Origin of the sequence: Nitrosopumilus sp., assembly GCF_025699125.1 — an archaeon.
In the GTDB taxonomy this organism is placed as follows: domain Archaea; phylum Thermoproteota; class Nitrososphaeria; order Nitrososphaerales; family Nitrosopumilaceae; genus Nitrosopumilus.
Map to the genome: position 1 here is coordinate 246,404 of NZ_JAILWC010000003.1, position 26,348 is coordinate 272,751.

Consider the following 26,348-nt stretch of genomic DNA (forward strand, 5'->3'; position numbering starts at 1 on the left):
CCTAAACAATTCAAACATGTTGTCCAAAAGAACTATCATTGGTTTGGTAATTGGAAGTGTAATTATCGCTATTGGTGGATACTCTTTGATTTTACATATTGGAACAATCACAATCAATGAAAATTATGTTGTAGAAGTTGGCGATTCTACATTTTATACCATACCTGCACCTGCGCATACACAACAAACTATGACCATTACTGGTGATTCTTTTGATATGAAACTTGAAAGTCCTGGAGATGGATTGCAAATTCCTAACACTTCATACAAAAAGGAAGTGAGTTTGAATTGGACTCATCTGATAGACGGTGAAACAAAAATCCACATTCAAAATACTGGTAATACTGAATTGACAATTACTGGAGTTTTAGTTAGAACTTCTGATCCAATATGGTTCACTTTTGATCTTATGGTTATTACTTCTGGTATGGTGATCATTGGATTTAGTATGGGTTTTACTCTAAGAAAACCTAAGGGATTTTAGCCAAGTTTTGCAGAAGGATACGAACCTAAAACTTTCATAAACAGTGTATCGTGTTTTATTTTTTCCAACATTTCTGAAATCTTTGAATCCTCTTTATGCCCTTCAAAATCCACATAGAAATTATATTCCCATGTGTTTGTTTTTGTTGGCCTTGATTCGATCTTTGTCAGGTTGACATTGTTTTTGTGAAAATTTTCTATAATCCGAAACAATGAGCCTGGCTCATGCTTTATTGAGAAAATTATTGATGTCTTGTCATTGCCAGTAATGGGGCTGTTTGTTTTTGACAAGATTAAAAATCTGGTATAATTATTTAGGTTATTTGTAATGTTACTGGAAATTATTGGCATTTCATAAATTTCTGCTGCATTCTTACTTGCAATGCTTGCACAATTTCTTTTGTTTAGTTCTTTAACGATTTTTACACTTCCTGCAGTATCATATGATGGAATTGTCTTCATACCGTGTTCTTCGATAAATTTTCTGCACTGCCCCAAAGCTTGCGGATGTGAATAAACAGTATCTACCTCACCTAATCTGCCAATTCCAATTAAACAGTGTTCAATTCTATGATAAATCTCTCCTATTGCATTTAGATCTGTAGAATACAATAAATCATAGCTTTCACCAACGCTTCCTTCCAATGAATTCTCTACAGGTAAAATTGCGCATTCTGTTTTATCTGATGATGTATTTTCTAATACTTCGGCAAATGTGGCAAACGGAACAGTATCTATTTCATTATTAAAAAATATTCGTGCTGCTGCTTCACTGTATGCACCTCGTTCGCCTTGGAACGAAACATTTGTCATTTCTTACTCTCTCAATTTTATAAAATCGCTATTGCCGAAATTGGAAGAAAGTTTTCTTTCATCAATCCATGCACATTCTGTACATTTGATGGCGTCACGCATTGGAACAACTTTTCCACCACATTTTCTACACTTTGTAAATAAAACACCTAAATTCGGTTCGCTAATTGTTGCATGAATTGTACCATTAAGATGATTTAGAATTTTTAATGCTACTATGTCATTTACCAATGCAACATTTCTTATTCTTAGATTTCGTGTGGAGCAAACACATTCTACTTTTGATGTAGTTGGTCTTCCATTAATGTAATCAATAGAGACTGCAATCATTGATGACATTACTGCTGCGACTGTTCCAATAATTATGTCACCTACTTGAGGAATTGATAGAAGTTTTGGATGTTTAATGCTGGCAATTCGTGTTGTCTTGTCAATATCTTTTTCACCTATGGTTGCTGCTCTTACCATATCGCCATCATCAAAGGTGTTATTTCCAGCCTCATATTCTTCAATAGATGCTATTTTATCTCCTGGAAATGTTGCATTTTCAGACATGCAGAGATTTTTGTTTTTATGATTATAATTGTTTGTGGTTTGAGCCTCTTTCAGTATTTTTCACAAGTTCTGCTGATTAGGAAAAAGGAGTAATCAAAACTAATCCAGGTTCATCTGGGACAAATTTAATCATGGCAATGTCTTTATCTAATACATTATTTTGAGACTCTAATTGATCAGGAATCTGACCATTTACTGTGACTAACATTTTTGATGCAACAAATTCTTTTGGAATGTATAATATTACATATTGTGGTTTATCAATAGAAAATGAGATCATTCCAATTTCAGGAATAAATTCAAAATTCGATACAACAGCAGGGCTTCGAATGTCAATCGTTTTAGTACCTTTGATGAACTGTGGTTGGAATTTCTCTCTGTTCTCTTTTGTTAGAGGATCATCTTCATATTTCTCTGAATCTTGAATCTCTAATCGCAATCCTTCAATGCAATAATTTCTTGTGTCTGGTTCTTCAATCAGGTTGCATAGTTCTTTTCCCTTTTCAAAATCATGGCTTGTGAAAAACGCAAGTGTTGTTCCAGTAGACATGCTGCATTCTACGTAATCATTTTTTTCAAGTTGCTTTGCATTACAAAGATTAGAAATCACATCCTTAGATATTCCGTCTCTTGTAAAGACATTATCCGTATATTGCATCATAACACCTTTCACACATAAGATATCTTGATAAAACGACAAATCGTCACATGATTCTAATGAAGAGTTTAGATCATCTCCAAAATAATGAACAAACCCGTGTCCCAAACCATGAATGCAGTCCTGGTAGTTTGAAGAACCTATCAAATCATCACATATTGTTTGATATGAATTTGGAAAAGATGCTTCAGATTCGCCAATATTGTGGAAATAAGATGCTAATACTCCATGAAAGTAGCCTCCTCTACACATAGTACCATCCATTCCTTGCAGGCTTTTTGTTACATCTCTAGTCTCATCGTATGCAACATGACCTATCTCATGAGATATAAAATGACAGTCATCTACCGTACCAATTTTCGATAGTGCTATTGACAATTCTAGTGCATCCAAGTTATTTTTCTCACTCTTTACAAGTTTACCAAAAAACTGTGAATAGCAAACAAGACGTGATGTACTATCATCCATATATGCACATGTGTCTATGTCTTGAAGATATTTTGTAGCCAATATTTCTGAAGATAGTAAGGGGTTAGAATCATCAACATCCAAAATTCCATCATTGTCGTCATCCGTGTCTTTGTTTGAACCCACTCCATCAAAATCAAAATCAGCCCAATCTAGGTGATCTGTGTCAAATTGATCAAGATAATCTGATGCCATGTCATTGTCATCATTAGTATCACACTCATCACCCACTCCATCAAAATCAAAATCAGATTGATCCGAATTTACGTTTAAAGGACAATTATCAATAGAATCCATTACTCTGTCTTTATCAGTATCCGCAAATGTTGCAAATTCTGATAACAAAAAAGATACGCCAAGGGTAATTCCTACCAAAACAAGCAGGAATTTAATTTTCTTATCAACCGCAAAAGCTACCATTGGAGATGATTCGGTATGGCATTCCCTATATTTTAAATCATATGATAAAACTACTTTCTAGATATCATCTATAAACAAGAAATCATGTATCTCCTATGATAGTTGAAGTACACGATACAAGTCATTTTCTTTATGATAATCTGACAGAACTTTGGCAAATCATATATCCAGAAAAAGTTTGAAATAATCATGAAAGCTCTAGTATATGACGAGTATACCGCAGATGACGACTTTTCCAAAATCTTAAAAATTAAAGATCTCCCCTTACCTAAACCAAAATCTAATGAAGTAATTTTCAAAGTAAACGCAGCAGCATTAAACTATGATGATATTTGGGGAATGAGGGGAAAACCATTAGCTATCCCATTACCTCACATTTCTGGAACAGATGCTGCAGGTGAAGTAATTGAAGTAGGTAAGGATGTAAAAAACATCAAAGTCGGTGATAGAGTAGTCTCTCATGGAAATATGTCATGCAGAGTTTGCAAAGCATGTACTGATGGGCGAGAATATGATTGCAGAAAGCGAGCAATATGGGGTTTTGAAACAGGTCCACTTTGGGGTGGCTACTGTGAATATACTCATCTTCCAGAAGTAAATGTTGTAAAAATCCCTGACGGTGTTTCATATGATGAGGCAGCAGCTGCTTCAATGACTTTGTTAACATCATGGCATATGTTGGTGGGAAGGGCAAAAATTCAACCAGGACAGATTGTTTTGATTATGGGTGGAAGTTCAGGTGTTGGAAACTATGGAATCCAAATTGCAAAACTTTTTGGATGTACTGTAATTGCTACTGCCAGTCCTGACAAATTGGATAAACTATTGGAACTAGGAGCCGATTTTGCAGTAGATCATAGAAAAGAAGACTGGCATAAAGAAGTTAGATCAATTGCAAAAAAAATTCCAAAACAATATGGGGATGTTTCTGGAGTTGATGTGATTTTTGAGCATATTGGCGGTACTCATTGGAACAAAGAACTCACCCTGTTAAATTATGGTGGAACCATTGTCACCACTGGCGCAACCACAGGCTATGATGCAAAAACTGATCTTCGTCATATTTTCTTTAAGGGAATTAACATTTTAGGCTCTACTCAAGGAACTAGATCTGAATTAGAACAAGGTCTCTACTGGATGTCACAAGGAAAAATAAAATCTGTAATTGATTCGGTATTTCCATTGGAAGAAGCCGCAGAAGCTCACAGAAAGATGCTTACAGGTAAAGGACTATTTGGAAAAATCATTATGAGACCAAATTCTGATTAATAATGACTGATCCTAAAATAGATTCAATCTTAGATGAAGGTAATAGATTATTTTTACAAGGAAAACTAAAAGAAGCAATTATCTACTATGATGAAATTTTAAATGAAAATCCTTTGCATCTTAGCTCTCTTAACAATAAGGGATATGCTCTGAGCAAACTCAAGGATTATGAAAATGCTATGAAGTGTTATGATGCTGCATTACAAATATTCCCTGATGATCTTTCAGTCTTGATTAACAAAGTTTCATCATTTCGTAAACTGGGAAATTTTTCCAAAGCTCTATCACTTTGTGATGAAATTCTAAAAAATAATCCAAATTATAACATTGCATTATACCATAAAGAACGAATTTTATTCTCTATGGGAAAATTTGATGAGTCTATTTTATGTTGCAATAGTATATTGAATGATTATCCTAATAATGGTGATGTCTTGTTTGATAAATCCTGTAATCTTGCAATGCTTTCCAAAATAGATGAAGCACTTGATATGCTTGAGTATGCAATATCTCAAGGATTGCAATACAAAATCAAGGCTAAAAAATCCAAATCCTTTGAAAAATTATTTGATAATTCTAGATTCAACAGTATGGTAATGTGATTACAACCAATGTGGGATCTCTAGATATTCTTCAATGCTTTCGTTTCGTAAAATTTTAAGAAGCGCATTTGCTTGTGGTGAAGATAAAACTGGTTTGTCAAACTGATTATCCGTAGAGATTCTCGGGCATGCCACTTGAACAAAAGCATCTATTCCTTTAAGATTTTGTAATCTATCATTAGTAATATCTGTCAAACCAAATAACTGAACTTTCTTGCCTTCTTTCTCTAGCTCTTTTTTGATCTTTAAAGCAAACACTTTGGATAACTGTCCTTCTTTGAGTCCCACAATTACCCCAAATGTCTTTGCTTCAGCTGCTTTGTATATTGCAAGAGTTGCTTTCTTTTTTAATTTTTGAGCAAATTCGGTAATTTCTCTTACTTCATTAAAGTAAGGATCTAAAATGTATGTTGGTAAATTAGTTGATAGTGCAATTCCTGCTGCATGAAAATTACTTTGTCCTAAAAACACATAGGCATCAACTTCTTTTTTTAGTTCTGATGCAGGGTAAAACTCACAACCAAACACTTGACCGTCATTTAGTTGCCCCTTGCCTTTTCCGATTTTTACTTTGATTCCATTTTCTGTTAAAATTTTTTCAACTTTGTCTACTTGATGTAAGTGTTGGCTGTCTGTGACCAATGAAATAGTTTTTCCTTTTAATATTTCTGGGCATTTTTTTGCAACGCTGTCAAACTCTACATCATCATACGCGTCAATTAAAACAAGATTTTTTTCTAATGATTCAGTGTTAATTGTGTGTCCTATGTTGAATTGGATTTCTGCTCCAAGCACTTTGGAACCATTTGTATTGAGATCACATGTCCCCCATGTGGTATCTGCTAAAACATAAGCTGGAATTCCAAATTTCTCTGATATTTTCATGGCAGTTTCTTGAACCTGAGGCAAAATTCCATCCGGACCATTTAATGAAACTGAAGATGGATTTTTCTTCTCAATTTCTTTGAAAATTCTTTCTTCATCTATTATGATCAATTCAGCTTGGAATCTGACTTTATTAATTTAAATCAACTGAACCATCCAACAACTAAAAATGCCTTAATTATCAAAGTGAAATGTGGAAAAAGAAACCATTCTAAATATTGGGTTTGATGACACTGATTCACCCCAAGGAATGTGTACTACGTTTCTAGCCTACAAAATTGTTGATTTACTCAAAAAACAAAAAACTGAATTTCTTGATTTTCCAAGATTAATACGATTTAATCCTAACATTCCTTGGAAAACTAGAGGCAATGGAGCAGTTTCTATGAAAATTAAGACAAAAAACCCATCCAATGTTAAAAGCCAAGTCAAAAATCTTGTTTCAAAATATTCTGATGTTAAAAATGGTGCCAATCCTGGCTTGGTATTTTTTGAAAGTGAAACAATTCCATCTGATTTTATTGATTTCAGCAACTTGGCTTTGTGGAGATTAATTAATAGAAACAATGCAAAAAAATTTGCTAAAAAAAATCATCTTGAATTTTTTTACAAAGGAAACGGTCAAGGATTGGTTGGTGCAATTGGTGCAATCGGATATGATTTTCATGATCATACATTAGAGCTTTTGAGCTATCGCAAAAGATCCAAATTTGGAAAAGAAAGAAAAATTTCTCCAGACAGTGTAAAGATTATGCAGGAAAAAACTTTGCCAAATACATTTAACAGTTTTGATACGAAGAAAGGACGAGTTTTGATTACGCCACATGGACCCGATCCTGTTTTTTATGGTGTTAGAGGAGAAAATGTTGATTCACTTCTTTATGCCACTAAGATTCTAAAAAGTGAGGAAAAATTAGACGGGTACATGATATTCAAATCTAATCAAGGAACTGGAGATCATCTAAAAAATGAATTGACTTTTGAGAACATGTCACCTTATGCTTCAGGAAAAATTACTGGAATGGTGTCAAATACCCCTAAAACTGTTAAAGGAGGACATGTATTTTTTAAAATTAATTCAAATGATCATGAACTTTGGTGTGCAGTTTACAAACCAACTGGAATTACTACTATTGCTTCAAACTTGATTAAAGGAGACAAAGTCTGTGTAGGTGGCGGAGTAAGAAAAGCCTCTAAAAACTTTCCACGCATAATTAATCTTGAATTTATTGATGTCATCCACCTTGAAAAAAAACTTGTAACATCAAACCCTCTTTGCAAAAAATGTAATAAAAAGATGAAATCTAAAGGAAAGAATCAAGGATTTCAGTGTATCCGATGCGGGAAAAAAGCTTTGAGTAAGACTAGCAATGAAGTTTCAAGAAAAATCCAAAAAAAATTGTATATTCCAAAAATGTCTGCCCATAGGCATCTTACAAGACCATCACAACGAGTGGGATTAATCAACAAATCCACAAAATTTGACGAATCTCAATTATGGTTTTGTGTTTATAGAAACTATAGCGGGGAGTAGATTTGAACTACTGAACTGCGGGTTATGAGCCCGCCGGGATGACCTAGCCCTAATTAGTCTGGCTTCCCCACCCCGCTGAACATAAAAGAAGTCCAGCCGTATATACGCTTTATTAAAATCTTGAAAGTAATTAATAGGATTTGAAAAGGTAATCTTTTTGTGGATAAAAAAATCCAAATCATTGCAATAGTTGGAGCTATAATATTTTCAGTATTGGTTTTAACGTCACCATCTGATCCTATACCTTTACCAAAACCAATTTCTAATTCTCAAAATGATTTTGTTGTTATTTTAGCTGAAAAACTTGACAAACCTCGTGCAATTGCAGTTTATGAAAATAGAATTTTTGTTACAGAAAAAGATGGATTAATTAGAGTAGTTCAAGATGGAAATCTGTTAGAATCACCACTGGCTGCATTTCGTCCAGCTAATGTGTTTGATGGAGGATTACTAGGAATTGCACTTCATCCAAATTTTCCAAATAATCATTTCCTCTATGTATTTTTAACATATGAAGAGGACGGAGAATTGTGGAATAAAATTATTCGAATAACTGAATCAGAAAACAAACTACAAGATGCTGAAACCATACTTGATAAAATCCCTGGCTCTTCATTTACAAATGGCGGTTTTATAAAATTTGGACCCGATGAAAAATTATACGTTGGCACTGGCACGATTTCTGATGCATCTCATCTTCCCCAGGATCTTAATTCTTTGTCTGGAAAAATATTAAGACTAAATGATGATGGAACAATTCCTGATGATAATCCGTTTTCAGATTCGCCAGTTTATTCCTTGGGACACAGAAATCCTCAAGGGATGACTTGGGATGATAAAGGAAATCTGTATGTATCTGAATTCGGACCTGAAAAAAATGATGAGATCAATATGATCAAAGCCGGAAAAAACTATGGATGGCCTGAGCAAGAATGCTCAGGTGATGTAAATTTTGAAGATGCCGTTCTTTGTTATGATCCAAGCATAGAGCCTGGTGGAATCCTGTTTTACACTGGAGATAAACTTGATTTTGAGTTTCCATTTATTATGGCATCTATGAGATCTGCCAATCTTTATCAGGTTGATTTTGAGGAAGGGTTGAGCTCACAAAAATCTATTCTTAGCGGAATTGGAAGAGTTCGCGATGTTGTAGAGGGCGATGATGGGAGTCTTTATGTAATTACTTCAAATACTGATGGAAAAGGTTTTCCAGATAGAACGGATGATAAATTGTTAAGGATACTAAAATAAAATGGCAGACTCGTCAATCTCAAAATTATTTGAAAAGTCAAGAAAAGAAAGACTGGACATCGTTGCAAATTTTGCAAATCTTTCTAATGATGAAATTAAAATTTTAGAAAATGAAAACGGTGGGATTTCATTTGATAAAGCAGATAAAATGGTTGAAAATGCTATTGGAACATTTTCATTGCCATTAGGTATTGCAACAAATTTCAAGATTAATGGCAAAGATTACATTATTCCAATGGTAATAGAAGAACCATCTGTAATTGCAGCAGCTTCCAAGGGAGCAAAAGTTGCACGAATTAAAGGTGGATTTGAAGTTTCAGCAATTGAATCATACAGTATTGGTCAAATACAAGTTTTAGATGTTGATATTCCAACAGCAATCAAGCAAATTGAAAATTCATCAGATGAAATTTTAAAATTAGCAAATTCCAAAAGTAACACGTTGTCTAAAATGGGAAAGGGCGCAAAAGAGATTTCATGTAAAGAAATTGATACACCATCTGGAAAAATGCTCATTGTTGAACTCTTAATTGATGTTGGAGATGCAATGGGTGCAAACGTTACAAATACGATGTGCGAAGCTGTTTCACCATTAATTGAAAATATTTCGGGAGGAAGAACATTGCTTCGTATTCTATCAAACTATTCTACTAGAAGAATTGCAAAAGCCCGAGCAATATTTGAAAAGGATGCAGTTGGAGGAGAAGAAGTAGTTGACAATATTATTTTGGCATATGAATTTGCTGACAATGATGTGTATAGAGCAGTTACTCATAACAAAGGAATCATGAATGGAATTGTTGCAGTTGCAAATGCAGTTGGTCAAGACAGCAGAGCCATTGAGGCTGCCGCAAATGCGTATGCTGCTGAATCTGGAAGATATCGTTCCCTTAGTAAGTGGAGTAAAGATGATGAGGGAAATTTAATTGGAACTTTGGAGATTCCACTATCTGTTGGAATAGTTGGTGGAATAGCAAATGTCCATCCTGTGGCAAAGGTTTGCACCAAAATTCTAGGTGTTTCATCAGCACAAGAACTTGCATGTATAATTACTGCTACAGGATTGGCTCAAAATTATAGTGCCATCCGTGCTCTTTCAACTGAAGGAATTCAGAAAGGTCACATGCGTCTTCATGCTAGGAATCTTGCAGCTGCTGTGGGAGCTACTACTGAACAAATTGATGATATTGTTCAAAAAATGATTCAAGAAAAGAAAATTTCACTTGATAGGGCTAAAGAGTTACTTGAGCAAATTTAAACATGAGATTATATAGATAAAAAATGAAAAAATTGAAAATGTCTGAAGTAAAATTTGCAATTCCTAAAGGAAGTTTGGAAGAGGCCACTTTCAAATTATTAGAAAGATCTTGGACTAAAGTTAATCGAAAGAGTAGAACTTATCGAGTATATCTGGATGATCCAAGTATAATTGTCAAGATGCTTCGTCCACAAGAGATCCCAACTATGGTGGCAGAAGGACTGTATGATGTAGGCATTACTGGTAAGGATTGGGTTGGAGAGACAAATTCTGATGTTGAAGCTATTTTGGATTTAGAATATGGAAAAATCAGACTGGTGATAGCTTTTCCAGACAAATATAATTACAAAAATCTTGATGAGATGATTGCAGATTACGGAAAAAAGAAAAAGACACTTCGTATATCTTCAGAATATCTTACTACAGCTTCAAAATTTCTAAAACAATCAAAATCATATAAAAAATATCATGGCTCCAAAGATCCACTTATCGTAACACCCTGGGTCAGATTGGGAACAAACAAAAGCGTCCAAATTCATTTGTCCTTTGGTGCAACTGAGGCAAAGCCTCCTGAAGACGTAGATGCTATAATGGATGTAACTGAAACCGGAACAACATTAAAACAAAATAAATTGAAAATTGTAGATGAAGTTCTTACATCTACTGCACACTTGATTGTAAACAAAAACTCGCTAAAGGATCCCAAAAAACGTGAAAAAATATTTGATATCGTCACTCTTATGAGAGGTGCTGTTCATGGCAGAAAGTATTTGCACATTTACCTGAATGTCGAGGAAAAAAATCTAAAGAAACTTTTAGCTGAAATGCCATCTCTAAAGAGACCTACTGTTAGTCCACTAAGCGAAGAGGGATGGTTTGGAATAAACACTGTAATTAAAAAAGAGGAATTCCACAAACTCATTCCTAAACTCAGAAAGATTGCTCAAGGTCTTGTGGTTCATGAACCACGACAAATTCTTGAGCTCGAGGAGATCAAGCGTGATGAAGAAAATTGATGAGAATAATCAAAGTATCTAATGTTGAAAAATTTGCATCTAAAATTATTCCAAAACATCCTCAAAAAAATAAATCCATAATTGAATCCATTTTAAAAGATGTGAAAAAAAATGGCGATAAAGCAATAAGAAAATATGAAAAAAAATTCAGCAAGGCAAAAATCACTTCTTTACGTTTGTCTCATGTTGAAATAAAAAATGCATATTCTAAAGTGTCAAAATCTGAACTTGATGCAATTCGTTTAGCAAAAACTAGACTTGAAAAAACAGAAAAATCAATTAAATCACTATTAAAAAATAAAACAATCAATAATGATGGAATAAAAATAACCAAAAAATTCATTCCAATACAGAGTGCTGGATGTTATGTTCCTGGAGGTTTGGCACGATATCCAAGTTCTGCTATAATGTCTATAGTTCCAGCTAAAGTTGCCGGAGTGCCAAGAATTGCAGTGGTATCACCACCAAACTCTGATGGTACAATTGATCCACTGACAATTGTTGCAGCAGACATTTGTGGTGCAAATGAGATATACAAAACAGGCGGTGTACAAGCAATTGCTGCACTATCGTTTGGAACAAAAACAATACCCAAAGTTGATAAGATAGTTGGTCCAGGAGGTGCATTTGTAACTGGTGCAAAATTTCTTGCAAGTGATCAAACTGGAATTGACATGCTTGCAGGTCCTACTGAATTAGGAATTATTGCAGATAATTCAGCAAATCCAAAATTTGTTGCATTGGATTTAATCTCACAAGCAGAGCACAGTAGTGATACTTTTTGCTATCTTATTACTACTTCAGAAAAACTTGCAAAATCAGTAAATAATATGATTTCTGAATTGCTCTCAAAAATTCAAAGAACAAATCTTGTAAAATCAAGTCTGAAAAATAACGGCTTTATTGCAATTTGTAAGACTACATCTGAAATGATAAAACTTGCAAATATACTTGCACCTGAACATCTACAAATAATGGCAAAAAACCCATCATCAATTTCCTCCCAAATTACCTCTTCTGGCCTGGTTTTACTTGGGAATAATTCTCCATCTTCTGCAAGTGACTATATTTTAGGCTCAAATCACATTCTTCCTACCAATGGATTTGGAAAAATCCGCGGTTCCCTTTCAGTTTTGGATTTTATTAAAACCAACACTGAGGTTAACTGCTCAAAGTCCTCATTGCCAAAACTTTCAAAACATTTAGAGATATTAACTAAAGCTGAAGGACTTTTCAATCACTATGAATCAGTTAGAGGTAGGTTAGAATGAAAAAAAACTGGTTTGATGAAAAAATAAAAAAATTCTCTTTGATTGGTGGTTACAAAAAACCTGAACTTCTTAAAGATGCTGTAAAGCTTGATTCAAATGAAAATTATGTAATTCCAAAACAATTTCAAAATGACATTCTTTTGTCTGCAAAAAAAAGCTCTGATATAAGAGAATATCCACTTGGTGGGGTAGAACGATTAATTGATATGATATCCAAATTCATCAAAGTACCTTCTTCGATGATTGGAGTAGGAAATGGCTCTGATCAAATTTTGGATTTGATACTTTCTAATTTTGCATCAAAAGAAACCAAAGTTCTTACATCAAATCCTACATTTGGATTTTTTGAAGAACGCTGTAAATTATATTCAATTCCATTAATTGCAATTCCATTTTCAAACTCAATGAAATTAGACATTAAAGATTTCATGAAACAATCTAAAGATGCAGATATACTTTACCTAGACTCTCCAAATAACCCGACTGGATTTCAATTCTCAAAAAATGACTTGACTAAACTCGTTAAATCTTTTGAGGGTCTTGTGATAATTGATGAGGCATATGGGGAATTTGGTGATTATTCTCTTGCAAACATGGTAAAAACTCAGGAAAACTTGATTGTAGTGCAAACTCTTTCAAAATCATTTGGTTTAGCTGGACTACGATTGGGATATTTTATTGCAAATAAGAAATTCACTGATACTTTTATGACTGTACTACAATATCCTTATCCTCTAAGTACAATTACAATTGAATCCGGAATTTCTGCTTTAGAAAAATCTGATCTCATGAAAGATGCAGCGGACAATATCAAAACCGAAAGGAAAAGAATTATTGAAACTTTACAAAAATATGATTCCTTTGAAGTCTTTGATTCCAAGGCTAATTTTGTGCTTTTTGATGCTCATGGTTCCTACAAGCGTGTATTTGCAGCACTTGCAGAACAGGGAATCTCAATTCGTAAACTGGGAAAAATTGGAAGTCATGAAGGGTGTCTTCGAGTTACAATAGGTACCAAAGAGATGAACTCAAAATTCTTGCTGGCAATTCGTGATTTATTGGGATGACTCTGATAAAAAAATTTGATGGAATTTATTTTGATGATTCAAGCATTGACTTACTTGATGGAATAGATGCTGTGATCTTTGATTGTGATGGTGTTTTAATTGATATTACAAAATCATACGATTTGGCAATAATTAAAACCACTAAATACATTTTAGAGACTTTTGCAAAAATTAATGACTCTGTAGATGTGGATTTTAAAATAATTGACGGGTTCAAATCCACTGGTGGATTCAATGATGAGGTTGATCTCACATATGCTGCAATAATTTCCCTAATTGCAGCAAAAAAATTACAAAAAGATCCATATGATTTTATTTTTGATGTGATAAAAAATGCTGATTCTACAGGTATTGAATCAGTAGAAAAATATTTGGATGCTCTAACTGATATCTCTGAGATTAAAAAACAATTATCTTATCCCGGCTCACATCATGAAAATATTTTGTATCAAAACTTTGATCAAATTTTTTACGGGCCAGAATTATATGAAAAATTATTTGCCAAGTCTTCAAAATTTAGTTCTCCGGGTCTAATTGAACAGGATGATGTTATTTTAAATGATGAATTGCTTGAAAAACTACAAAATAAATTCAATTCAAAAATTGCAATGGTTACTGGAAGAGGAAAAGAATCTGTAAGTTATTCATTAAAAGAATTAATAAATAAATTTGATTTGAAAAATTCAGCATTTTTGGAGGATGAACCAAGAGAACTTGCAAAACCAAATCCTAAATCTCTTTTAGATTCAATTAGTGGCATGAATAGCATTTCTACATTATATGTTGGGGATTCAATGGAAGATTTCATCATGGCAAAAAAGGCCACTGACTTGGGACACAAAACTATTTTTTGTGGAATTATAGGGACTAGCAAAACTCCTAAAGAAAAACTTGAATTATTTGAGAGAAATGGCGCCATCTTGGTATTGGACTCGATTAATTTCCTTCCAAAGGTATTAAATTTAGAATAAAGCAAAATCTATAGTCTGAGAAAATATGGTTATTAGAAAAGCAACAATCAAACGAAATACCAAAGAAACCAGCGTACAAGTATCTGTAAATGTTGATGGAACCGGTAAAACAAACATCAAAACTGGCATTAATTTTCTTGATCATCTGATTGTATCTTTTGGAAAGCATGGAATGATGGATTTGAAAATCAATGCAAAATCTAATGATGGAATTGAACACCATCTAATTGAAGATACTGCAATTACTCTGGGACAAGCAATAGACAAAGCACTAGGATCCAGAAAAGGAATTACAAGATTTAGCTATGCATCAGTTCCAATGGATGAATCGCTGGCTGAAGCTTCAATTGATTTGATAAAGCGACCATTTTGGAAATTAACTCTATTAATTAAGCGAAATAAAATTGAAGATGTTTCAAAAGAAGATCTTGAACATTTTTTCCAATCATTACTTCAAAATCTGAATAGCTGTATTCACCTTACTGTAAAGTATGGGGATAATGATCACCACAAAGTTGAAGCTGCCATAAAGTCACTTGCAGTTGCTTTTAGATATGCATCTTTAATGGATAAAAAACAAAAAGGAATTCCAAGTACAAAAGGTTCAATGTAATGGTCAGTGTGGCAATCTTTGATTATGGTGCTGGAAATATTTTCAGCTTAAAAAACTCGTTAGAAAAAGCAGGAGCTACTGTTGATGTAATTGCAAACTTTGATGAGTCTAACAAATATTCTGGCCTCTTACTTCCTGGTGTTGGAAACTTTGATCCTGCAATTAACAGCATCAGAAATTACTCTAAAACTGAATTTCAAGACTATGTGGGAGAGATGCCAGTACTGGGAATCTGTCTTGGTATGGAGATGTTTTTTGAAAAAAGCGAAGAAGGAAAAGAGAAGGGACTCAATGTAATTGACGGTGAAGTGATTGTACTTCCCCCAACTCTTAAAGTCCCTCATATGGGATGGAATGATCTTGAAATCAAAAAACCGGGAAAACTTCTTGAAGGTATTGATGATGGCTCATGGGTTTATTTTGTTCACTCTTACAGAGTAAAACCAATCTCTGATAATGTAATTACAGCAGTGTCTGATTATGGAATAAAGGTTCCAGCAGTAGTTGAGAAAGATAATTTCATTGGTACCCAATTTCATCCAGAAAAATCAAGTGCTGTTGGAAAGATAATGATTAAGAATTTTCTTGATGTGTGCAAAAAATGAAAATTATTCCTGCAATTGACTTGATGGATGGGCAAGTAGTTCGGCTATACAAGGGTGATCCAAATCAAAAAACTGTGTATAGTGACGATCCTGTAGAAATTGCAAAAAAATGGGAATCAAATGGAGCTGATATGCTGCATATAGTGGATTTGGATGCAACTTTGGGATTGGGTTCCAACATTTCTATCATTAAGAAAATTTTAGAGCAAGTTACAATTCCAGTTGAAGTAGCTGGTGGTCTGAGAGATGAATCACTAATTTTAGATGTTATCAAAATATGTGATAGAGTAGTAATTGGAACTTTGGCCTTTAAAGACAAGGCATTGTTAAAAAAATTACTCTTATCTTTGGGTCCTGAAAAAATTGTAATATCAGTTGATCACAAAGATGGTGAAATTGTTATTCATGGATGGCAGGATAGAATTGGAATCAAACTAATTGATTCAATCAAAGAATTTCTTGAAATAGGATTTACTGAATTTTTACTAACAAATGTAAGTCGTGATGGAACTCTGGAAGGCCCTGACTTGGAATTTTTAGAGCAAGCATGCAATCTTGAGAATACCAATGTAATTGCCAGCGGTGGAATCTCAAATGTCAATGATGTTAAAGATGTTAAAGGAAAAAATCCATATGGAGTAATATTGGGAAAGGCTCTTTATGAAAATAAAATTTCAATAGAGGAGGCAAAGAGAATAGCATGACTTTAACAAAAAGAATAATCCCGTGTCTTGATGTAAAAAATGGCAGAGTGGTAAAGGGCCTTCATTTTGAATCGATAAAGGATGCAGGAGATCCTGTGGAATTAGCTAAAAAATACAGTGATGAGGGTGCTGATGAATTGGTATTTTTAGACATTACTGCATCTGATGAACAAAGAGAGACAATCAAAGATTTAGTTAGAAAAGTTGCATCCGTAATTGATATCCCCTTTACTGTTGGTGGCGGTGTCAAATCATTAGATGATGCAAGAAACATTTTACTTAATGGTGCTGACAAAGTCGGTATCAATACTGGCGCAATAAAAAATCCGCAAATAATTACTGAATTAATGGAATTGTTTGGCAGGCAATGTGTTGTAGTTGCAATTGATGCCAAAAGAAATTATGAACTAAAAGATGGTACAACTGTTTTTTCTGAAAACGGGAAATCTTTTTGGTATGAGGTTTTCATTTATGGCGGAAAAAAAGAAACTGGAATTGATGTAATCCAATGGGCAAAAAAAGTAGATAAACTAGGTGCTGGAGAGATTCTACTTACCAGCATTGATAGAGATGGAACAAAAGATGGCTATGATATTTTATTGACAAAATCAATTGTTGATTCTGTATCTATTCCCGTGATTGCATCAGGTGGTTGCGGAAAACCATCTGATATGGTTGATGTGTTTGAAAAATCAAATGTTGATGCCACATTGGCTGCGTCCATTTTTCACTATGAAACTCATGGAGTAAAAGGTGTCAAAACATACCTAAAAGAAAAAGAAATTCCTGTAAGGTTATAAAACCTGTTATTAATTTTGAAACATGCAAAAATCTATCGATGATATCGATTTTGAAAAAAGCGGAGGTCTAGTTCCAGTAATTGTTCAGGATATAATTACAAAAGATGTTTTGACTCTGGCATATGCAAACAAAGAATCACTTGAACTTGCAAAAAAAACAGGAAACTCTTGGTTTTGGAGCCGCTCAAGAAACAAACTCTGGATGAAAGGAGAGGAATCAGGTAATACTCAAAAAATTAAAGAAATTCTAGTTGATTGCGATTCTGATGCAATTATTTATCTTGTAGAGCCGTCAGGTCCAGCTTGTCATTTGGGTGAAAAAGTATGCTTTCATAATACTTTAGAAAAATAAACTAGCATACTGATTCATAACTATCTTCCTCACCTGGAAGAACATCTTCGGTAATTTTAAATTCTAAATTTGGATATTCTGTACCTCTGAACACCACTCTCCAATCGCCAACGAAATCATCTACAGAACAATATCCTTTACTTTTTGATAGCTGAGGTTCAAGATAATAATTGAATGCTGGTCTTTCAGCACCGTCAAATGGAATAGTCCAATAAACAGAGTAATGACTGCTGTTTAATGGTCTGAGAAAAACTATCTGCCCTTTTTCATCATAACTAATTCCGTTAATCCTTAGAAAAATTTTCTCACCTAAAACATATTCACTACGATCAATTTGAAATGGTCCTGATGTAAGCCATTCTCTCTCTTTTGGCGAATATTCGTTTTCTAAATTGATTTTTTCTATCTCATCTAATTTCTCTTGGACTTCGGCATTCTCTTCAATTGGAACTAGTTCCTTATCCATTACATCCTCAACTTCCATTGGTATTGATTCTTCATTCTGATTCATAATTACCATCATTGCAACTATCATTGTAACTATTAGTAATCCCGATCCAACCAAAATTCCGATCTTTGCAATATTTTTCAATGATAGGAATTTTGTGAAAATATCTAAAAACCTTCCTCATAATTGAGAAATTTCAATAATCTCTTCTTTTAAGAGGTTTTTTCATGTTTTGGCACTTTTTATCAATTTTTTTATATTTGAATAAAAAATTTTTCATTATATTTTTATTGAATAGAATTAAGTATTACTTAACTTGATATTAGGATTTTTTATCTATGTTCTGCGAGGAAAAACTGATCTTGACTAAAACATCATTGCAATGCAGAGAATGCAAAAAAGACTATGAAAACGCTTTCAAGTATATCTGTGATGAGTGTTTTGGACCCCTTGATGTAAAATACGACTTTCCTGCACTCACTAGAAATACATTTTCAAATCGTGAACATACCTATTGGCGATATTTTGAATTACTGCCTGTAGAGAATAAATCAAATATTGTCAGCATTGGCGCTGGCATGACTCCTCTAATTAAGGCTGACAATCTTGGAAAAAAATTAGGTCTAAACAATCTTTACATCAAGAACGATTCTGTAAATCCTACATTTTCATTCAAAGACAGACCTGCAGGAGTTGCAGTGTCAAAAGCAAAAGAATTTGGATTGTCTGCTGTTGGTTGCGCGTCTACTGGTAATCTGGCGTCAGCTACTGCAGCACATGCAGCAAAAGCTAGAATGCCTTGCCATGTATTTGCTCCAAGTAACATTGAGATGGCAAAAATTACACAGGCGTTATCTTATGGTGCTAACTATATCGCGGTTGATGGAACATACGATGATGCAAACAGAATTGCTGCACAAATTGGTGACAGCAAAGGAATTGGAATAGTAAATATTAACATGCGTTCTCATTATGTGGAAGGGTCTAAAACATTTGCATTTGAAGTTGCAGAACAACTTGATTGGCAAGTACCGGATCAAGTTATAATTCCAGTAGGAAGTGGTGCAATGCTTAATGCTATTTGTAAAGGATTTGAGGAACTACAAACTGTTTCATTAATTAATGATGTATCTAACATGCACATGATTGCAGCACAACCACATGGATGCGCACCTATAGTTGATGCATTTAAGAAAAATTCCAAAGAAGTAATTCCAGTTGAGAATCCTGACACCATTGCAAAAAGTCTAGCTATTGGTGATCCTGGTGACGGCAGATATGTTCTAAAACGTCTTTCACAGTACAATGGATTTGCAGAAGAATGTAACAACAAGGAAATACTTGATGCGATTTTATTGCTTGCACAGACTGAAGGAATATTCACAGAGCCTGCAGGCGGTGTCTCAATCTCGGTTCTCCAAAAAATGGTAGAACAAGGAAAGATTGATGCAAATGACAAAGTAGTATGTTACGTAACTGGCAATGGTCTCAAGGCAACAGAATCAATCATGGAAGTTTTGAAAAAGCCTGACGTAATGAAAGCAGACATATCAGAAATTTCGGCGGTAGTAAACTAGTGGCAAACATCACATTTACAATACCTTCAGTTTTGAACCAAAGCGGAGGGGAGAAAAAGACTGAGATTTCAGCTGATTCCCTTACTGATGCCTTTGCCAAAATTTCAGAATTAATGGGTGATGACTTTAAGAGAAGAGTTTTGGAGGGTGATGGCACCCCACGCTCATTGATTAATATCTACATCAATGGAAAGAATGCAAAATTCTCTAGCGGCATGGACACTTTACTAAAAGACGGTGATGAAGTTTACATTTTGCCTGCAGTAGCTGGTGGTTCAGAAGAACTATCTGCAAAAGAGCTTGATAGATTTTCACGACAAGTAATGCTTGAAGAGATTGGCTACAATGGACAACTAAAACTAAAAAATTCCAAAGTCTGTGTTGTTGGGGTTGGCGGTTTGGGAAATCCAATTACGTCAAGGTTGGCTGCAATGGGGGTTGGAACTCTGAGAATTGTTGACAGAGATGTAATTGAATTATCAAATTTGCACAGACAAACAATGTTTGATGAGGATGATGTTGGCCAAATCAAAGTTGAAGTAGCTGCAAAAAAATTACAGAAACTAAATCCTGATTGTAACATAGAGGCATTAGCAGTATCTGTTAATGATTACACTGCACTTGAAGTAGTTGAAGGGTGTGATGTTGTAATTGATGCACTTGATAGTGTCAATGCAAGATATGCGTTAAACAAAGCATGTGTGAAATTTGGAATTCCGTTTGTAACAGGAGCTGCAGTTGGGGTTTCAGGACAAGCATTTACTATTCTACCAAAAGAATCCGCATGTTATTTCTGTATGTTCCCTGATCTAAATGAGGATACAATGCCGACATGTAGTATTGAGGGTGTTCATCCATCAATACTGTCTATAGTTGGTGGAATAGAAGTTGCAGAAGCTGTAAAAATTATTATTGGGAAAAAACCAAGTCTGTCTGAAAAAATACTTCACATTGATTTGGAAAACCTTGACTTTAACAGTGTCAGAACATTTCGAGCTGAGGAATGTCCAATTTGCGGAACAGGAAAACTTGAAGTCATTCCTAAAGAAGAATTAATCTTGGAAGAACTGTGTGGCAGAAACAGGGGAAAGCGAACATACTCTATTACTCCAACTGAAACATTTGATCTTGATGTAAATAATGTAACTGGCATTGCAAAAGAGAAAGGATTCCTTGTAGAAAATCAGGGAAACTTGGGATTGTCAATGAGAACTAATGAATTGTCTGTAAGTTTTATGAAGAAGGGATCGGCAGTTATTGTTGGTCCAAAAGATGAGGCAGAAGCTATTGCATTATACAAAAGCCTCTTAGGAAGAGAGATCAAGGCATAATCTAGGCTGTAAAATTTACATAAATAATTAGAAATAAATGAAATATCTAAAGATCATTTTATTAATTTAAGAATAAATATCATGTATGTATTCAAATGTTATAGAAAATTCATAAAATTTTAAAATATTGTAAAATAATCCCAAGATCTGTTCATATTGTGGACAAATTGTCCATTAGGCTTAAATACAAACTTTAAAGAAAAATGCTAATAACATGAATAACGAAATAGGACGTAAAATAACTAGTCTTACATTAATGACAATTATGTTAGCCGGTGGTTTGACATTTGCTGCTCCATCTATGATGCCAGTAGCATTTGCAGCCAACGCTAACCTATTTGTTTCCGCAGAAAACTCACAGTTTGATAACTACATGTCAGGACCTCAAGTAATTGAGGTCGTCGTAATTGATTCAGACATTAATGATACAGATGAGGCAAAAGGTGAACCAGACGTTACAGTTAACGGCAAGGATCTTAGAATGGTTCAAGCAGTTGATGGTAACTGGTATGGTTACTTTGCAGACAGAGATATGGCCCAAATCGCAGACTCTACTGCTACCATCACAGGTGGTGCAGCAGGAAATGGTCTTGACTTTGGTACATTATGTACTGCTGCATCCGGAGAAACAGTTCTTGGATTCTCAGTTGCACAAACAGTAGGAGTTGCTGTACCACACACAGGTAATGGAGGGCAGAATGGTACCTCTACAGGTGGTGATATTACAGGAATATGTACAGCAGCAACAACTGGTGTTGCTAATGGCACAATTAATGTTGTCAGAGAAGCAAAAGATCCAAATACCAACAGCAATGTTGACATAGGCCAAATTGGTCTAACAGGTTCTGTTAACTGGCCTTTCATCCAACTCTATCAATTCAACCCAACTGGTAATATTGTCGTACAGTACAACAAAGGTGGTGGTGCTCAATCAACAACACTCACATTTGATTCTGTTGATCAATTTGCCGGTGTAAGTTTAGATAGAGCAGTGTATCCTCGACTATCTCAGGTGCATGCCACAATCACTGATTTGTGGTTAAACATTGACCCAACCGATGAAGATTCATGGACATTCGGAACAAACTCCGCCAACAGTACATCTGTTGGATCATACTACCAAGTTTTCAATGAAAACGGTGGTGATGGTGGTGATGCAATCAACATCGGTGGCACTTTAGATAGTTTGATGTGTGAAGACAACTGTAGATTGTTAGTAAATGTCAATGTACAAGGTGCAGCCAACAAAGTTCTGACAATTCAGGACAATGGTGACTCACAAATTACTGTTTTAACTACTAACGATGCTTCAACAGCAAGCGTAGATGGTGAAACAGATGTACTAGGACGTACTTCAGTCCCAGTTACAATTGTCGAACAGGGCCCAAACAGCGGTGTATTTGGTACATATGATGAATCAGATACATCCGTATTGAAAATTACTAGCAATGCAGCAAGGGGAACCTCTGCATCTATTGATTACAATGAAAGCCCAGTGACAGTTCTTGTGGGATTCAGCTTTGCAACAGTCGATATACAGCCAACAGATGACGAATGGACCTCTGGTGAAGAGATCCCAGTAATCATCGTAGATGGTGATGCTAACAAAAACAGTAGAGCAGATGAAGACTTGGACTTGTTTAATCCAGACGTTGTAGTGATTCCAGCCTTAACAACTGGTGATCCATTTACAATTGGTGAAGCAGGTCTAACCGCTGCACAAGCACTCTTCATTAACTACTCTGCTGCAACTGTAAATCCTGATAGTACTCTGCAATTATCTGGTGGTGTTACAAACTTAACATCCTCAGTAACTGTAGACAAGTTCAGTGAGAGAGCAATCTTGACTCAAACTGCACAAACAGGAGGTTCTACAGGTGTTAACGCAACTGTTATCGACTTTAATACGACATTTGATGAGTTAAAGAATACAATCCGCGACACAACAAGCTCAACTTTCCATGGATTCAACTTCCTTAACATTGATGTTAGAAGTTTGCAATCATCTGGTGTGGTAGATGTTTACTTGCTAAACAGTACTGACCAGATCATCAACTCTACAGGTAGACTTGATGATGCAACCCTCAAAGCATTCAAAATCGGGGAGGATGTTAGTGTACAAAGCATTAACAGATTATCCGATACTGTTAACAATGAACTCTTTGATACATGGACAGGCACAAGTCAAATTGGTATGTTGATCACTTTGAATAATTCAAATTCAGGTCAAACACCAAACATTGACACAACTGATGCTATTGTTGCAGACTTCTTCTCATTTGGTTTCATCGATGATGGTTATCAGGCAGACGAAAGAATTGCTAACCAACTCATCAGAATTGAAGCTGAAGAAACAGGTGATAATACAAGTACCTTTGAAGGTAGCTTGGAATATATCATGATCAACCAACTTAACATATTAGACGTATCCACATATACAGGCCTATCTACAATTGCCAATGACCCAAGTTTCATTGTAATTGAAGATTTGACTGATGAGGATTCACCAAGAGTCAACTATAACGACAGAGGTGCAGACGGCGTTGTTACTCAAGTTGCAGATCAAGAAGAAGCTCCATCTCATTCAGGTGTAGTATCATTTGACCAAAGCTCATACAAGAACGCTGACACAGTTACAATTACATTAGAAGACTTAGATCTTAACGTAGATTCTGACCTTATTGATATCTTTACAGTAGTCACCAATGTTGGTGATCCAGTTAGAGACCAAGTTGGTTCTGGTACATTCAGTACCACATCAGCATTAAACAATGGTACATCCATTGAACTCTCAAATGGTGACCAATTAGGAAGATTACTTGATGTCACATTTGATGATGAATTATGGACAGCAGCCAACAGTTGTGGATTAGATTCCTCAATTGATGCTGGTTTAGCGGCAACTGGTTTCACACTAATTGAAACTGGTGTCGAAACCGGTGTCTTTGTTGGTAACTTCCAAATCCCAGGAGCATGGTGTAGATCAGGTGCAACAACATCTGAATCTGTCACCGGTCTTGACATTGAAGTCAACTATGTTGACTTTAGAGACGCATCTGGTGAAATCATCGAAGTTGGCGACTCCGCAGGAGTTCGTGCAAATACAGGTTCAGTTAGTCTAGACAGAACAGTCTATCCAGTACCATTTGGTACCCCGGCTAGATATGACACCAATACATCCAATTCCCCAAGTAGTAGATCATTGTTCCCAATCCACCAAACTGGAATGGATTCAACAACTGGTCTAGGAACAGGTGAATTCCTTGAAAAGGGTGGTCTGACTATCCACGTTAGAGTTAACGATCCAGACTTTGATACTTCCGCAAGTGGTGAGGATATCATTGCATCAAACTCCACAGCAGGCGTAGGACCTGTCAAGCTCTCTATTATTAGAGGTGCTAGCACAGTAATCTTGGGTCACGCAGGTGGACCTGCCGCATTAGCCGGTACAATTGACACTGATAATTCAGACGTCAAGAAGACCAGACAATTCGGTCCAATGGTTGAAATCGCACCAGATGCAGGAATATTCGAGTCTGATATCTTAATTAGATACACTGATGGTCCAGCAAGTACCACATGTCCAGTTACTAATAACTTTATACCAATTAACGGCGCAGTCGATAATGGTGATAATTCAGTAACTGACAGATTTGACAAAGCCGCAAGCACCGGTAATTATTGTATCCTACAAGGAGATATTCTCCAAGTAGAATACACTGATCCAGCTGATGCTTCCGGTGATGAAAATACTGTAACGGACTCTGCTACTTTTGACCTAAGAAACGGTGTATTGCAATCTGACAAATCTGTGTATATTATCGGCTCTGACATGATCTTGACCCTCATTGAGCCAGACCTTGATCTGGACAATGACCAGGCTGAGACATATGACTTGGACTTAATCGAATGGGACTCTGATGCAGCCACAATTACCATGGGTAATAAAGGTGGTTCAGCATCTAATAACGGAGCCGCATTTGACCCAGAACCACTTAACTTTAGAGAAACAGGTGACTCTACTGGTATCTTCCAGATAGTCGTCGAGATTCCTAACGCCTTAGGTGGTGACAACTTAGAAAGAGGAGAAGAAATTGTCCTCGAGTATACTGACTGGGGTCCATCAGGAGCTGATTATGTTGGTAACGAAGATGAAGATGTCAACTTGACAATATTCACTTCAAACTTTGGCGCAACCATAGAACTTGACCAAAAAGTTTACACATGGACTGATAAAGTATACATCACTGTTGTCGCACCAGATCACAACTTTGATAGTAACTTAGTTGACGAAATCGGTGATACCGATTCTGACCCAATTAAAATTGCTACCAGAGGACATGATATTGACAATTACAAACTTGTCGAAACTGGTACTGACACTGGCATCTTCACTGGTGAAGTAATCCTTACAGGATTCTTACACGATGCAGATGGCATTACAGGCGATGATACTAATCCAACAACCTCCGCTGATGGCTCAGGGCCAACAGACGGATTCCTAGAAACTGATGATGATGACGGACTTACAGTCTCCTTTGAATTCTCAGAGGATGAAACCGTAGTCGGTTCAGCACTTATCAGATGGAATATTGGTGAAGTTCAGTGGCTTGAAGCAAGTTATCCAGCAAGCGGAACAGGTGTTGTAAGAGTTATTGACCCAGACATGAACTTAGATCCAGAAGCAGTCGACAACTTCGATGTCGATGTGTGGTCTGACTCCGATGCCGGAGGTATTGACCTTACTGTAACTGAGACTAATGAGGCAACTGGAATCTTCGAAGGTACTGTGTTCTTCACAACTACTGACGAATCTTCTGGTCACAGACTCAGAGTCGCAGAAGGTGACACTGTCACCGCAGAATATGAGGACAATACACTACCTGATCCATACACAACTGCAGATGAACTTGATATTACTGCCACTTCACTAATCGGTACTGTTGTACCACCTCTCGAGAGAGCACCAGCTGCTAACTTGAGAACAGTTGACGCATTCGGTAACAGTTTAGATACTGTTGCAGTTGATCAACAGGTGCAAATCAGTGCTGACTTAGCAAATGGTCAGGATAGAGAGCAAGCATTTGCATACTTGGTACAGATTCAGGATGGTAACGGTGTTACAGTCTCACTAGCATGGATTACAGGTTCACTATCTGCTGGTCAATCATTCAGCCCAGCATTATCATGGATTCCAACCGAAAGTGGTAGCTACACAGCAACCGCATTTGTCTGGGAATCAGTTGATAATCCTACGGCATTATCACCACCAGTTAGCACAACAATAACTGTACAGTAAGAAACTAGTTCACATTATCCTTTTTTTCTTTTTTTTGAATCCTCTTTAACGTAAGTTGTAGACAATTTTTCCAGAAGCAATATCTAGGAGATAATTAA

Annotated in this window: 23 protein-coding genes and 1 tRNA gene; 18 read left to right on the forward strand and 6 right to left on the reverse strand. The window is 35.6% G+C overall.

The window, feature by feature from the left end:
* Nucleotides 1–16 precede the first annotated feature (16 nt).
* Nucleotides 17–484 carry a hypothetical protein gene (locus tag K5783_RS08945; protein WP_297473826.1) on the forward strand — a complete coding sequence of 156 codons (468 nt, stop codon included), beginning with the start codon at nt 17–19 and terminating at the stop codon, nt 482–484.
* Here the strand turns inward: K5783_RS08945 and pheA are convergent.
* From pheA to K5783_RS08960, 3 genes are all read right to left on the reverse strand, one after another.
* Nucleotides 481–1,296: a prephenate dehydratase gene (gene pheA / locus K5783_RS08950; RefSeq protein ID WP_297473827.1), complete on the reverse strand. Its 816-nt coding sequence runs from the start codon at nt 1,294–1,296 to the stop codon at nt 481–483. The genes K5783_RS08945 and pheA overlap by 4 nt on opposite strands.
* Nucleotides 1,297–1,299: 3 nt before the next feature.
* Complete coding sequence (locus tag K5783_RS08955; RefSeq protein ID WP_297473829.1) at nt 1,300–1,851, reverse strand: exosome complex RNA-binding protein Csl4; 552 nt, start codon at nt 1,849–1,851, stop codon at nt 1,300–1,302.
* A gap of 76 nt (nt 1,852–1,927) precedes the next feature.
* The gene (locus K5783_RS08960; protein ID WP_297473831.1) at nt 1,928–3,397 is read right to left on the reverse strand and encodes a thrombospondin; all 1,470 of its coding nucleotides are present in this window, start codon (nt 3,395–3,397) and stop codon (nt 1,928–1,930) included.
* 189 nt (nt 3,398–3,586) lie between these two features.
* On the opposite strand from K5783_RS08960, the gene K5783_RS08965 reads away from it, so the two are divergent.
* Complete coding sequence (locus K5783_RS08965) at nt 3,587–4,666, forward strand: zinc-binding dehydrogenase (protein ID WP_297473832.1); 1,080 nt, start codon at nt 3,587–3,589, stop codon at nt 4,664–4,666.
* A gap of 2 nt (nt 4,667–4,668) precedes the next feature.
* A complete protein-coding gene (locus K5783_RS08970; protein ID WP_297473833.1) occupies nt 4,669–5,268 on the forward strand; it encodes a tetratricopeptide repeat protein in 600 nt (199 codons plus the stop codon).
* On the opposite strand, the gene dph2 is transcribed toward K5783_RS08970, so the two are convergent.
* The gene (dph2, locus tag K5783_RS08975) at nt 5,269–6,264 is read right to left on the reverse strand and encodes a diphthamide biosynthesis enzyme Dph2 (RefSeq protein ID WP_278973977.1); all 996 of its coding nucleotides are present in this window, start codon (nt 6,262–6,264) and stop codon (nt 5,269–5,271) included.
* A gap of 139 nt (nt 6,265–6,403) precedes the next feature.
* Here dph2 and K5783_RS08980 point away from each other — a divergent pair, with 139 nt between their 5' ends.
* Nucleotides 6,404–7,687, forward strand: coding sequence for a tRNA(Ile)(2)-agmatinylcytidine synthase (locus K5783_RS08980; protein ID WP_297473959.1), 1,284 nt, complete (start codon nt 6,404–6,406; stop codon nt 7,685–7,687).
* Here the strand turns inward: K5783_RS08980 and K5783_RS08985 are convergent.
* Nucleotides 7,675–7,764 (reverse strand) — tRNA-Met (locus K5783_RS08985). The genes K5783_RS08980 and K5783_RS08985 overlap by 13 nt on opposite strands.
* Before the next feature lie 82 nt (nt 7,765–7,846).
* On the opposite strand from K5783_RS08985, the gene K5783_RS08990 reads away from it, so the two are divergent.
* The 11 genes from K5783_RS08990 to hisI are packed head-to-tail and all read left to right on the forward strand — an operon-like array spanning nt 7,847 to nt 17,595.
* Nucleotides 7,847–8,938 carry a PQQ-dependent sugar dehydrogenase gene (locus K5783_RS08990; protein WP_297473834.1) on the forward strand — a complete coding sequence of 364 codons (1,092 nt, stop codon included), beginning with the start codon at nt 7,847–7,849 and terminating at the stop codon, nt 8,936–8,938.
* 1 nt (nt 8,939) lies between these two features.
* Nucleotides 8,940–10,196, forward strand: a complete 1,257-nt coding sequence (locus K5783_RS08995; protein WP_297473835.1) for a hydroxymethylglutaryl-CoA reductase, degradative — start codon at nt 8,940–8,942, stop codon at nt 10,194–10,196.
* Between the two features lie 38 nt (nt 10,197–10,234).
* Nucleotides 10,235–11,212, forward strand: coding sequence for an ATP phosphoribosyltransferase (gene hisG / locus K5783_RS09000; RefSeq protein WP_278973981.1), 978 nt, complete (start codon nt 10,235–10,237; stop codon nt 11,210–11,212).
* Nucleotides 11,212–12,483, forward strand: coding sequence for a histidinol dehydrogenase (gene hisD / locus K5783_RS09005; protein WP_297473837.1), 1,272 nt, complete (start codon nt 11,212–11,214; stop codon nt 12,481–12,483). Before hisG ends, hisD begins: the two co-directional genes overlap by 1 nt.
* Nucleotides 12,480–13,550: a histidinol-phosphate transaminase gene (hisC, locus tag K5783_RS09010; RefSeq protein WP_297473838.1), complete on the forward strand. Its 1,071-nt coding sequence runs from the start codon at nt 12,480–12,482 to the stop codon at nt 13,548–13,550. Before hisD ends, hisC begins: the two co-directional genes overlap by 4 nt.
* Complete coding sequence (locus K5783_RS09015) at nt 13,547–14,521, forward strand: HAD hydrolase-like protein (protein WP_297473839.1); 975 nt, start codon at nt 13,547–13,549, stop codon at nt 14,519–14,521. The genes hisC and K5783_RS09015 overlap by 4 nt, the downstream gene beginning before the upstream one ends.
* Nucleotides 14,522–14,546: 25 nt before the next feature.
* Complete coding sequence (hisB, locus tag K5783_RS09020; protein WP_297473840.1) at nt 14,547–15,134, forward strand: imidazoleglycerol-phosphate dehydratase HisB; 588 nt, start codon at nt 14,547–14,549, stop codon at nt 15,132–15,134.
* Entirely contained in the window at nt 15,134–15,739 is a 606-nt protein-coding gene (hisH, locus tag K5783_RS09025; protein ID WP_297473841.1) for an imidazole glycerol phosphate synthase subunit HisH, read from the forward strand. Before hisB ends, hisH begins: the two co-directional genes overlap by 1 nt.
* Nucleotides 15,736–16,443 (forward strand): 1-(5-phosphoribosyl)-5-[(5-phosphoribosylamino)methylideneamino]imidazole-4-carboxamide isomerase, encoded by a 708-nt coding sequence (hisA, locus tag K5783_RS09030; RefSeq protein WP_297473842.1) that lies wholly within the window; start codon nt 15,736–15,738, stop codon nt 16,441–16,443. The genes hisH and hisA overlap by 4 nt, the downstream gene beginning before the upstream one ends.
* Nucleotides 16,440–17,243, forward strand: a complete 804-nt coding sequence (gene hisF, locus K5783_RS09035; RefSeq protein WP_297473843.1) for an imidazole glycerol phosphate synthase subunit HisF — start codon at nt 16,440–16,442, stop codon at nt 17,241–17,243. Before hisA ends, hisF begins: the two co-directional genes overlap by 4 nt.
* Nucleotides 17,244–17,265: 22 nt before the next feature.
* On the forward strand, nt 17,266–17,595 hold the full coding sequence (gene hisI / locus K5783_RS09040; protein ID WP_297473845.1) for a phosphoribosyl-AMP cyclohydrolase: 330 nt from the start codon (nt 17,266–17,268) through the stop codon (nt 17,593–17,595).
* A 1-nt stretch (nt 17,596) separates the two neighbouring features.
* Here hisI and K5783_RS09045 read toward each other — a convergent pair whose 3' ends face one another.
* Nucleotides 17,597–18,130 (reverse strand): hypothetical protein, encoded by a 534-nt coding sequence (locus K5783_RS09045; protein WP_297473961.1) that lies wholly within the window; start codon nt 18,128–18,130, stop codon nt 17,597–17,599.
* A gap of 275 nt (nt 18,131–18,405) precedes the next feature.
* Here K5783_RS09045 and K5783_RS09050 point away from each other — a divergent pair, with 275 nt between their 5' ends.
* From K5783_RS09050 to K5783_RS09060, 3 genes are all read left to right on the forward strand, one after another.
* Nucleotides 18,406–19,620, forward strand: coding sequence for a threonine synthase (locus K5783_RS09050; RefSeq protein WP_297473846.1), 1,215 nt, complete (start codon nt 18,406–18,408; stop codon nt 19,618–19,620).
* Nucleotides 19,620–20,951, forward strand: a complete 1,332-nt coding sequence (locus tag K5783_RS09055) for a ThiF family adenylyltransferase (protein WP_297473847.1) — start codon at nt 19,620–19,622, stop codon at nt 20,949–20,951. The genes K5783_RS09050 and K5783_RS09055 overlap by 1 nt, the downstream gene beginning before the upstream one ends.
* Before the next feature lie 214 nt (nt 20,952–21,165).
* Nucleotides 21,166–26,250 (forward strand): hypothetical protein, encoded by a 5,085-nt coding sequence (locus tag K5783_RS09060; RefSeq protein ID WP_297473849.1) that lies wholly within the window; start codon nt 21,166–21,168, stop codon nt 26,248–26,250.
* Nucleotides 26,251–26,348 lie beyond the last annotated feature (98 nt).

What these genes read in the sequence shown, in the direction of transcription:
- K5783_RS08945 (WP_297473826.1), top strand. Translation starts at nt 17, where the DNA reads ATGTTGTCCAAAAGAACTATCATTGGTTTGGTAATTGGAAGTGTAATT.
- pheA (WP_297473827.1), bottom strand. Translation starts at nt 1,296, where the DNA reads ATGACAAATGTTTCGTTCCAAGGCGAACGAGGTGCATACAGTGAAGCA.
- K5783_RS08955 (WP_297473829.1), bottom strand. Translation starts at nt 1,851, where the DNA reads ATGTCTGAAAATGCAACATTTCCAGGAGATAAAATAGCATCTATTGAA.
- K5783_RS08960 (WP_297473831.1), bottom strand. Translation starts at nt 3,397, where the DNA reads ATGGTAGCTTTTGCGGTTGATAAGAAAATTAAATTCCTGCTTGTTTTG.
- K5783_RS08965 (WP_297473832.1), top strand. Translation starts at nt 3,587, where the DNA reads ATGAAAGCTCTAGTATATGACGAGTATACCGCAGATGACGACTTTTCC.
- K5783_RS08970 (WP_297473833.1), top strand. Translation starts at nt 4,669, where the DNA reads ATGACTGATCCTAAAATAGATTCAATCTTAGATGAAGGTAATAGATTA.
- K5783_RS08980 (WP_297473959.1), top strand. Translation starts at nt 6,404, where the DNA reads ATGTGTACTACGTTTCTAGCCTACAAAATTGTTGATTTACTCAAAAAA.
- K5783_RS08995 (WP_297473835.1), top strand. Translation starts at nt 8,940, where the DNA reads ATGGCAGACTCGTCAATCTCAAAATTATTTGAAAAGTCAAGAAAAGAA.
- hisG (WP_278973981.1), top strand. Translation starts at nt 10,235, where the DNA reads ATGTCTGAAGTAAAATTTGCAATTCCTAAAGGAAGTTTGGAAGAGGCC.
- hisD (WP_297473837.1), top strand. Translation starts at nt 11,212, where the DNA reads ATGAGAATAATCAAAGTATCTAATGTTGAAAAATTTGCATCTAAAATT.
- hisC (WP_297473838.1), top strand. Translation starts at nt 12,480, where the DNA reads ATGAAAAAAAACTGGTTTGATGAAAAAATAAAAAAATTCTCTTTGATT.
- K5783_RS09015 (WP_297473839.1), top strand. Translation starts at nt 13,547, where the DNA reads ATGACTCTGATAAAAAAATTTGATGGAATTTATTTTGATGATTCAAGC.
- hisB (WP_297473840.1), top strand. Translation starts at nt 14,547, where the DNA reads ATGGTTATTAGAAAAGCAACAATCAAACGAAATACCAAAGAAACCAGC.
- hisH (WP_297473841.1), top strand. Translation starts at nt 15,134, where the DNA reads ATGGTCAGTGTGGCAATCTTTGATTATGGTGCTGGAAATATTTTCAGC.
- hisA (WP_297473842.1), top strand. Translation starts at nt 15,736, where the DNA reads ATGAAAATTATTCCTGCAATTGACTTGATGGATGGGCAAGTAGTTCGG.
- hisF (WP_297473843.1), top strand. Translation starts at nt 16,440, where the DNA reads ATGACTTTAACAAAAAGAATAATCCCGTGTCTTGATGTAAAAAATGGC.
- hisI (WP_297473845.1), top strand. Translation starts at nt 17,266, where the DNA reads ATGCAAAAATCTATCGATGATATCGATTTTGAAAAAAGCGGAGGTCTA.
- K5783_RS09045 (WP_297473961.1), bottom strand. Translation starts at nt 18,130, where the DNA reads ATGATAGTTGCAATGATGGTAATTATGAATCAGAATGAAGAATCAATA.
- K5783_RS09060 (WP_297473849.1), top strand. Translation starts at nt 21,166, where the DNA reads ATGAATAACGAAATAGGACGTAAAATAACTAGTCTTACATTAATGACA.